Annotated in this window: 9 protein-coding genes; 6 read left to right on the top strand and 3 right to left on the bottom strand. The window is 48.0% G+C overall.

Translation table 11 applies throughout. The features are described from left to right. Positions 1 to 121: 121 nt before the first annotated feature. A complete protein-coding gene (locus PHW04_18660; GenBank protein MDD2717915.1) occupies positions 122 to 508 on the bottom strand; it encodes a hypothetical protein in 387 nt (128 codons plus the stop codon). A gap of 627 nt (positions 509 to 1,135) precedes the next feature. Here PHW04_18660 and PHW04_18655 point away from each other — a divergent pair. The 6 genes from PHW04_18655 to PHW04_18630 all read left to right on the top strand — a co-directional run bounded on the left by PHW04_18655 (position 1,136) and on the right by PHW04_18630 (position 5,445). Next, a complete protein-coding gene (locus PHW04_18655) occupies positions 1,136 to 1,402 on the top strand; it encodes a hypothetical protein (protein ID MDD2717914.1) in 267 nt (88 codons plus the stop codon). Positions 1,403 to 1,485: 83 nt separating this feature from the next. Beyond that, on the top strand, positions 1,486 to 1,941 hold the full coding sequence (locus tag PHW04_18650; protein MDD2717913.1) for an RNA polymerase sigma factor: 456 nt from the start codon (positions 1,486 to 1,488) through the stop codon (positions 1,939 to 1,941). 220 nt (positions 1,942 to 2,161) lie between these two features. Continuing rightward, positions 2,162 to 3,361 carry a hypothetical protein gene (locus PHW04_18645; GenBank protein MDD2717912.1) on the top strand — a complete coding sequence of 400 codons (1,200 nt, stop codon included), beginning with the start codon at positions 2,162 to 2,164 and terminating at the stop codon, positions 3,359 to 3,361. A gap of 67 nt (positions 3,362 to 3,428) precedes the next feature. After that, positions 3,429 to 4,310 carry a DUF2807 domain-containing protein gene (locus tag PHW04_18640; protein ID MDD2717911.1) on the top strand — a complete coding sequence of 294 codons (882 nt, stop codon included), beginning with the start codon at positions 3,429 to 3,431 and terminating at the stop codon, positions 4,308 to 4,310. Between the two features lie 90 nt (positions 4,311 to 4,400). Continuing rightward, positions 4,401 to 4,769, top strand: a complete 369-nt coding sequence (locus PHW04_18635; protein MDD2717910.1) for a hypothetical protein — start codon at positions 4,401 to 4,403, stop codon at positions 4,767 to 4,769. Between the two features lie 13 nt (positions 4,770 to 4,782). Continuing rightward, positions 4,783 to 5,445 (top strand): hypothetical protein, encoded by a 663-nt coding sequence (locus tag PHW04_18630; protein ID MDD2717909.1) that lies wholly within the window; start codon positions 4,783 to 4,785, stop codon positions 5,443 to 5,445. A gap of 9 nt (positions 5,446 to 5,454) precedes the next feature. Here the strand turns inward: PHW04_18630 and pulA are convergent, their stop codons facing one another. Together pulA and PHW04_18620 are read right to left on the bottom strand one after the other, a co-directional pair. Next, the gene (gene pulA / locus PHW04_18625) at positions 5,455 to 7,941 is read right to left on the bottom strand and encodes a type I pullulanase (protein MDD2717908.1); all 2,487 of its coding nucleotides are present in this window, start codon (positions 7,939 to 7,941) and stop codon (positions 5,455 to 5,457) included. Then, a partial coding sequence (locus PHW04_18620; GenBank protein MDD2717907.1) for a serine acetyltransferase occupies positions 7,941 to 8,343 on the bottom strand: 403 nt, incomplete at its 5' end. The genes PHW04_18620 and pulA, both read right to left, overlap by 1 nt.

Raw genomic sequence — 8,343 nt, 5'->3', positions numbered from 1 at the left:
CAGGAGATACTTCAGCCTGGAGTCAATGGAACTGATTAAGGGCTTGTATTGCAAGGAATTGAGGGCTGCTTAGGTTGACAGGAGTAGCCGATGGAAATTTACACCACTTGACGGGACGTAGCTAAATTCTCGCATTTCCCTTTTCTATGTTTATGTTTTCGTAGTATAATTTGTTCCGTTTTTCTTCGCACATTCCGATCAACCGATTATAAGTTTCATAATCTCGATCCATCAGCAGTGGGTATAAAATGCTTTTAGCTTTTTCCAGACTTTCTTCAGTATTGGTTTTGAAATCGAGCAGTCCTGAAAATGCTTTGATTGCTTCTGACCTGTCTCTTGTTATCGGTTTTTTATTTTGTATCAGATCGTTGAATAGTACCACTTCAGCAGAAGAAACTGTGAAATCTCCATACCTCCATTGTACTATAATCGGCTTGAAATCATGGGGTTTGATCAGTTTGGCATGCAGTTGGAATGAAAGCAGAATCAGCAAAAAACAGACTCTCATGAATATTATTATAAATCCTGGGGTCTTTGTTTACAAAAACTGCAGGTATTCGGGATTGTGCCCAGGATGCAGCGGCTGTAAAAAGGGGCCGAGGCCGCCCAAGGCATGAGCAGAATCGTTCACTGCTTGACAAGATCCTGAATTTACCTTTATTACCAGATATGCCTTCTGAAGGGGACACGTCGTAGCTTGGGTAAGAAAATCGGGAACGACATATCCCCATCTTTTCCCCCTGTTTAAACCACACTTAGCCGCTCCTAAATCTGGTGGGGTTGAGAGGGTCGCTCCAGACCTTGGGTAAAGAAGCAAAGACTATCTTAGTCAGCAAATCTTTTTTGTTATCAGATTTGTGGCAAAAGTGTGCCTTGAGAGGAGCAGAATCAATTTACTCCCCGCAGGGGGTTCAGGGGGCATAGCCCCCTGATTGGAGGGATTTCAAAGGGGGGAAAAATCCCCCCTTTGACTGCATTTTGAATGTCTGCTAATGGTTATGTCTTCCGATAGGGACAAGTTGTGATTTGGGCAGTATGAGGGGAACAACATGTCCCCATCTTCTTTAAAACTCGATACCATGTCCCGTCATTTCTTGCTTTAAATTCGTTATAATATTATCCGGAAGAAGGAAAAATGAATCTTGGCGATCTGTATGCAGATTATTTTGATCCGCTGACAAACTATGCGCTTTCTTTTTCCAAAGATCGGGACAAAGCTGAACAGCTGGTGGATGAAACATTTCAGAAGGCTCTCTCCAACATTCATCTTCTGGAAATCCTGCCTGAGCACAAACGGCTGTCCTGGCTGTTCAAAACCTTGAAAGACATCCGCAATGTCAGCGACGACCTTCAATCAGTGAAAGGATACACTCCTCATCAGCTTAAAGTTTATGTCTGGTAGCTGAAAAATATTTATAAAATCGCCAACACTTGACTTGTTTTGTTCGTCATATTCGTGAATGTGAAGGAATCCTGGAGCAACGGATGGACATCGCAGAAATGTTTGAAGCTTTCTCTGATCAGCTGACCTGCTATGCAACCGGCATCTCCCGCGACAGGGACCTGGCCGAAGACCTGGTATCAGAAACCTTCGGCCGCGCCCTTCGGAACCGGGAGCTTCTGCAGATGCTCCCTGATTACAAGGTAAGATCCTGGCTTTACAGAGTGCTGAAAAACATCTTCATCGACCAGAGGCGAAGAGCGGTTCTGGAAGCAGCCTTTTACGAAGACAGCGAAGCCTATGAATCTGACGGCTTTGAAAAAATGGAATACCGGCAGTTCCTGGAGATTCTGCCTGACGCTCTGCGGGAAGTGATCGTAAAGAAATACTGGCTGAACATGAACAGTTCAGAGATCGCTGAATCCCTTTCCATACCTGCTTCCACAGTCAGGTTCAGGCTCAGTCGGGCATTGGGGCTCTTGCGAAAAAACCTGGAGTGATGACTTGAAAAACTCGACTTTGGCAAATTTTCCATGTTCAAATACCCAAGACCTTGTGGGGTGGCCAGGGATAACTTTTTGGCGCACTGAGCGAAGCGAAGGAGAAAAAAAGTTGTCCCAGGACAGGACCCGCCACAAATCAATGAAAAAGCACAACATCTGGCTGCAAACCACAAAAATTTGCCAAATTTAAATAAAACATTTATCTCAAGGAGGAACTATGAAAAAAGTGATCAGAAACGTGGGTGTGCTGGACCTGAGAAGCGCCACAGAACAGTCGATCGGAGAGATCGAGCGCGTGGATAATGTGGGTGCTGTGATCTACAGCAAGGAAACCGCTCATCTGCTTACCAGGCTCAGCATCAGGAATATGGGTTCATCCATGGAAGTGCCTGCAGACTGCAAGCTGGTCACAGGCCAGCTCGAAATCAACAGTGGATATGTCGATCAGCTCAAGGAACCGCTCTCGCTCTTCATGACCGGGCAGATGATGATTAAAAACGATCTCACTGCCGATGCACTCGACAAAGGAATCAAAGCATTGCTGATCACAGGCCAGGTCTTCTGCCCTGAAAAGCTGCTGCCTACCCTGCAGTCCAAAATAGTGAGTCTCACCGGACAGATCATGTCCTATCCCGACAATGCCAAAATCATGGTCGGAAAGCTGAAGATTGACGATCATTTCCTCAATTCTCTGGATGACAATACCACGATTTTCATGACAGGCAAGCTCGATCTCACTGCCGAATTCGAGGTAGCCCTTTTTGAGCGTAAAATCGAAAAATTCCACCTGGTCGGCAAGGCGATTCTACGTGATGAATATGCTGAAATCTTCAACCGGCGGCTTCTCAGCCAGACAGCCTGCAAACTCGAAGTCCTTCCCAAGGGTTATCTCTATCTACCAGAAGAATTCAAACTGGACAATCTGAACATCAAGCGCTTCCAAAAAGCCAGTCTGTATTGCCCGTCCGGTGTAGTGATTGATGCGGGGATCACCTCTGGATCTCTCCTCTCTGCCATTTTATCGCTCAAGACAAAACATGTAGTCTGCCACAGGGAATTGAAGGAATTCATTTCTGAGCTTTGCTTCGATCCTGCTACTCTGATTTTACCTTATCAGGGCAGGCTGGTAACAGTGGAAGACGAATACCTGCTGACCAGTGAAGAACTGGAATATTCCAAGGAGATCACCACTTTCCTGGTCAGAGGAGAACTGGAGATCGACTCTGAAGTGAAACCTGAGACCATTGCCGCGAAAGTCGAATTTTTCGATAATTTCGGAGAAATCAATGCGTTCAGGCAGCAGTTCGGAGTGATTCAATCCAAGATCAGGACCAGGAAGGGTGAACTGAACTGCAAAGATAAGGATGACAAACAGGACGAAAACTCGATCGGAAATGCAGGATATCTGAAGATCTGAGAACTTCCAGCCAGGAATTGGACAAATACCGCTCCTGGAGTGATAATTTGCATAAGCCGGATAAAAAATGCATCTTTTTACAGTCAAAGGAGTGACCATGGGTTTTCTGTTCGATTTTTTCGCCCTGATCGGAATGATAATCGTGCTTCTCCTGCTTTCGCCGGTGCTGATCACAATTCTTGCACCACTCCTCGCCCTGGGAACAGTGGCGGCCGTGATCTGCGGAGTGATCGGGCTGGTGCTTTTTGTAATAATCTGTATTGGGATGGTGACTGTATTTGCCATCAAGATTTTCGTGATTTTCCTGATCGCAGCCCTGATTGTGACCTGCTTTTTAGGAGTTTCAGGTCACAGTCTGACGCTCGTGAAAGGAGACGGCCTGCAGAAGGAAGAGAACCGCGAAATCTCAGGATTCAGTTCGATTGACCTTCAGGGCATCGGTACCCTGAATATAGTCTGCCAGGTTAAGGACTCCTGCAGGATCACCACAGATTCCAACCTGCTGCCTCTGGTGGAAACCTTTGTGGAGAACGGCGGGAAACTGGTCATCCGCCAGAAAAAGGATTTCAGGCCCACTAAAGGCCTGTTAATAGATGTGACTGCTTCAAGCCTTAACAAAATAATGGTCTCAGGGGCAGGCAAGGTACAGGTTTCCGGGATTGACAGCGATTCCTTCGAAGTCGGGGTGAATGGTGCTTCCAGCCTGACAGGCGATGGAAAATGCAATACTTTCAAGCTCGCGGTTTCAGGCGCGGCCAAGATCGACCTGTCCAAGCTGAAGGCGATCAATACAACAGTGAACGCAGAAGGGGCAGCCGACATCCTGGTCTTTGCTTCGGACTGCATAAAGACCGTAGTTTCAGGTGTGGCCAGGGTTCGCGTGTATGGAGACCCCAAAAATGTGGATCGCAAAATAGACGGGCTGGGCAAGTTCGAGATCGTGAAGTAAAATCGCTTGAAAATGCTTGATTTGATGCCTGTTTTCAGGTAAAATAGGCACAGATTCAGCTGAAATTTAAATTGACCATAGGAGGAATCAGTGGAAGACCTCAAAATTTCCAAGAAAGAGTTTCTGACAATAGATTGCAGCAAGGGAACTTACCTGATACTAGGCGAAGGCCGCTATGTGCTTTTGAACGGCGAGCGGGTGAAGCTGGAATCTGTTCTGCCGGCTGAGGTCACAGGCATCCTGAATCTGTTGAGCCCGTGCTTGAGGGAACCTCTGCCAGGCACTGCGCCAATCAAAGAAGCCAGGGAAGTTAAAGAAGCGAAAATAGAGAAACTGCATCCTCAGCCGCAGAAAGCTCCGAAATCAGCGGATTTTCCGCTGAAGCATGCCATCTCCAAACCTGAAAAAGCGGATTACAGGGCTCCTGAATCCCCGGCCTCACCCAAAAAGGCGATTTGAGGAACAAGGCAAGATGAAACTGGAACAATGGGACCGCAAAGGCTGGCCTCCTTTACATGATCTGCAGCTCGAAGAGCTGAAGGATTTCACTCTGCCAGGCGGAGGAGTCAAGTGGCTGGTGTCTGACCCTGATTTTCTGGCAAGCTATTACTTTACCAAAGGTTTCACAGTGATCTTCTCTTCCTGGCACGGGCTGCGCAGGTATGACAATGCCTTCATGGATGCACTTCACAATTACATAGACGCAGGTGGGGACGTGGACGACGTGGGTGCTCTGGAAGAACTTCCATCGCTCGCTTATATTTTCCGGATCGGACAGGATCTGGTCAGAGTGGAAAAACCGGATCTTTCCTCAGAATTAGCTGCAATCAGGAACAATCTGAATGCTAAGTTCAATGATTCACAGGTTGTAGACGGCAAAATGCTGGAAGTCTGGAAGAGCAAGCTGCACAAGCAGAAGACCAAGAATCCCCGCGACCTGCTGCCTTTCCCGGGCGTCCAGGGGCTGCGGGCCGAACATGCGCATTGTGCGGCTTTTATTTCTAACATTGGCGTAGCGCTGGAAATCTCAGGCGACCGCAAGTTCCGGATTCAGAAGACCGACTCACTGGTGCTCGCCAACATCGATGGTTTCAGGATGCTGGTGTCAGTCAAAGACTCTGAATTTATTGATTAAATTTCAGTTTCACTTCTCGAACAGCAGCATCAGGGAAATCGGCTGTACAGTCACGATTTTTTCAGCAGGTTTAAAATTCTCCTGGTAAAATCCTTCCCTGTCTAATCCGATCTTGAATTTTCCGGCAGGCAGCGGAAACTCCTGCTCTTTGCGATTCGGATTGATCAGCACCACTATCTTCTTCCAGGAGTCTTTCACAGCTGCTCCGTCCAGCACATAGGCGATGCAGGGATCAGGGACTGTAAGCTTCAGATCTTCGTAGAACTTCAAATTGTGCCTGACTTCGGCAGCAGTCTTCATCCTGAATGCAGGGTGGTCTTTTCTCAGCTGGATCAGCTGCCGGTAATAATTGAACACATCCAGACTGTTCTTTTTCCAGTCCCACTTGATCTGATTGATCTCGTCAGGCAGATTATAGGAATTGTGCTCCCCTTTTTTCGTGCGCAGCATTTCTTCGCCTGAATGGATGAATGGGATCCCCTGCGAAGTCAGGATAATGGCATTGGCGAGCATGTCCATGTCCTTCATTTCGATAGTTGTGGCATTGATTCCTTCAGTCAGGATTATCCTGTCCCAGAGCGTCTGATTGTCATGGCAGCTCACGTAATTGATCGTCTCAAGCGGCGATTCGGCGAAAGTGTCGATGCTGCCCATGATCCCGACTCTGACCCTGTCCCTGAACAATCCCTCCTGCACGTAACCTGGTTTCATGTCCCAGACGCTGCCCTTGATCGCATCCCTGAAATCGTCGTTGAAAACAGAAAAACCATTTCCTTTCTGGCGTCCCTTCACAGTCTGGATGATCGGGGTATCCCCGCCTGACCAGGGTTCGCCGTAAATCAGGATCTCAGGCTTGATCTTTTTCAATTCCCGCGCAGCTATCACCATGGTCTCCAGATCGATCAGGCCCATCAGGTCAAAGCGGAATCCGTCCACCTTGTATTCAGAGACCCAGTATTTCAGGCTGTCGATCAGGAATCTGCGGCCCATCAGCGACTCGCTTCTGAACTCATTGCCGCAGCCTGAGCCGTTCCATAAGCTGCCGTCCGGTTTTCTGCGGTAGTAATAGCCGTCTGCCATGGCATTCAGCCCGAAATTCTTCTCAGGATTATTCTCGGCAGTATGATTGTAGACGACATCCATCACCACTCTAATCCCGCTTTGATGGAGATGGCTGATCATTGTCTTGACTTCACTCACCCGCTTCGAATTCCTGGTTTCTGTAGCATACCACCCGTCAGGTGAATTGAAATGCACAGGCATGTATCCCCAGTTGTAAGTGTCAGCCTGGTCGTCGTTCTCGAAATCCTGGAAAGGCATGATCTGTACCACATTCACGCCCAGTTCTTTCAAGTGGTCGGCTCCTGTAGTCAGGTTTTTATCATGAGCATGTCTCGTACCTGCTTCGGCCAGACCCAGATATTTGCCGCGCTTCTTTACTCCTGAGCAAGGGTCGATGGTGAAATCGCGGAGATGAAGCTCATAAATCACTGATTCAGAAGGGTCGAACACAGGCGAAGGTGCAATTTCAGTGGAATCAGTGAAAATAAGTCCGCGGCCGTCATGAGCCGTATTGCAGAGAGAATATGGATCGATTCCTTCCACGGTTTTCCCGTTGCGTGTGACCCTGATCTTATAGAAAACATTTGATAGCTTTTGATTCAACGAGGCTTCCCAGATTCCTTGGCTTCCCATTGTCATGGGAATTTCCCTGGCTTCTCCTGAGTCAGCCCCATCATACAGCAGCAGAGAAGCTGCGATTGCCGCAGGAGCAAACACCCTCACAGTGGTGGTGTCTCCGTTGAAGGTAACGCCAAGCGGTTTATCTGAATAATACTTTTCGCTGTCCAGAATCCCGCCAAGCCAGACAGTTACTTCTCCGGTTTTTTGTGCTACTTTCCATTCCCCGCGGTTTATGGAAGCAAGATCAGCTTCAAAGACCTGGTCGATGGTAAGTGCCAGGATCATAGCTTTGTCTTTGATTCCCAGTTCCATTTTTCTGATCTTCCGCACTGTTCCGCAGGCAGTTAACACAGGAGGATCGGACAGAAGTTCAGCTGTATCCGGCGGTCTTGAAAAGACAACGGCGATTGAGTCATCACGTTCCAGGGAAGCTCTGACGATCCTGGGGGAAAAATCCGGTTTCTGAGAATACACTTTTTGATCTCCTTGCAAGAGATAGATTTCCAGTCCAAGGTCAGGTGTATAGACCCTGTCAGGGGGATCTTTTGATTCCCACTCCCGAAGTTTAGGTAAAATCCCGATTCTCTTCCCTGCGAGTCCTTTTGTTTCCAGATCTACCGTGAAAATGAGCCCGAAAGCGTCTTTCGCATCAGAGCTCAGGTCGCTCCCTTCCTTGTTGTCTGAAGCATTCCAGAGCCAGAGTTTCCAGTCCTGATAATTCCCGTCGAATCTGTTGTAGTGGACTGTAAGGTATGCAGCACCTGCACAGGACTGGAAAATAAAAAAAGAAATGACAGCCAGTAATTTCAACATTACTTCTTCCCCGTATTTTTGGACTTGAAGATCAGATTAGGGGATTCCAGCAGGACCTTGGTATGGGGAGGGACAGACTGGGTGAGCCAGACATTCCCCCCGATTACAGCTCCGCACCCGATGACAGTTTCCCCGCCGAGTATTGTGGCTCCTGCATAAATCACCACCTCGTCCTCGATAGTTGGATGCCGTTTCCTGCCTCGGTAAAGATTGCCTTGGCTATCCACAGGAAAACTGAGGGCTCCCAAAGTCACGCCCTGGTATATCTTCACGTTCCTGCCGATCTCGGTCGTCTCACCGATCACGATTCCGGTTCCATGGTCGATAAAGAAACTCTTATCTATGGTTGAGCCCGGGTGGATATCTATCCCAGTTTCCCCGTGAGCTTGCTCTGTCATGATC

This window comes from Candidatus Wallbacteria bacterium (genome assembly GCA_028687545.1).
In the GTDB taxonomy this organism is placed as follows: Bacteria; Muiribacteriota; JAQTZZ01; order JAQTZZ01; family JAQTZZ01; genus JAQTZZ01.
The sequence above is the reverse complement of the archived record's forward strand: the minus strand, read 5'-3'. Positions and strand labels throughout refer to the sequence as shown.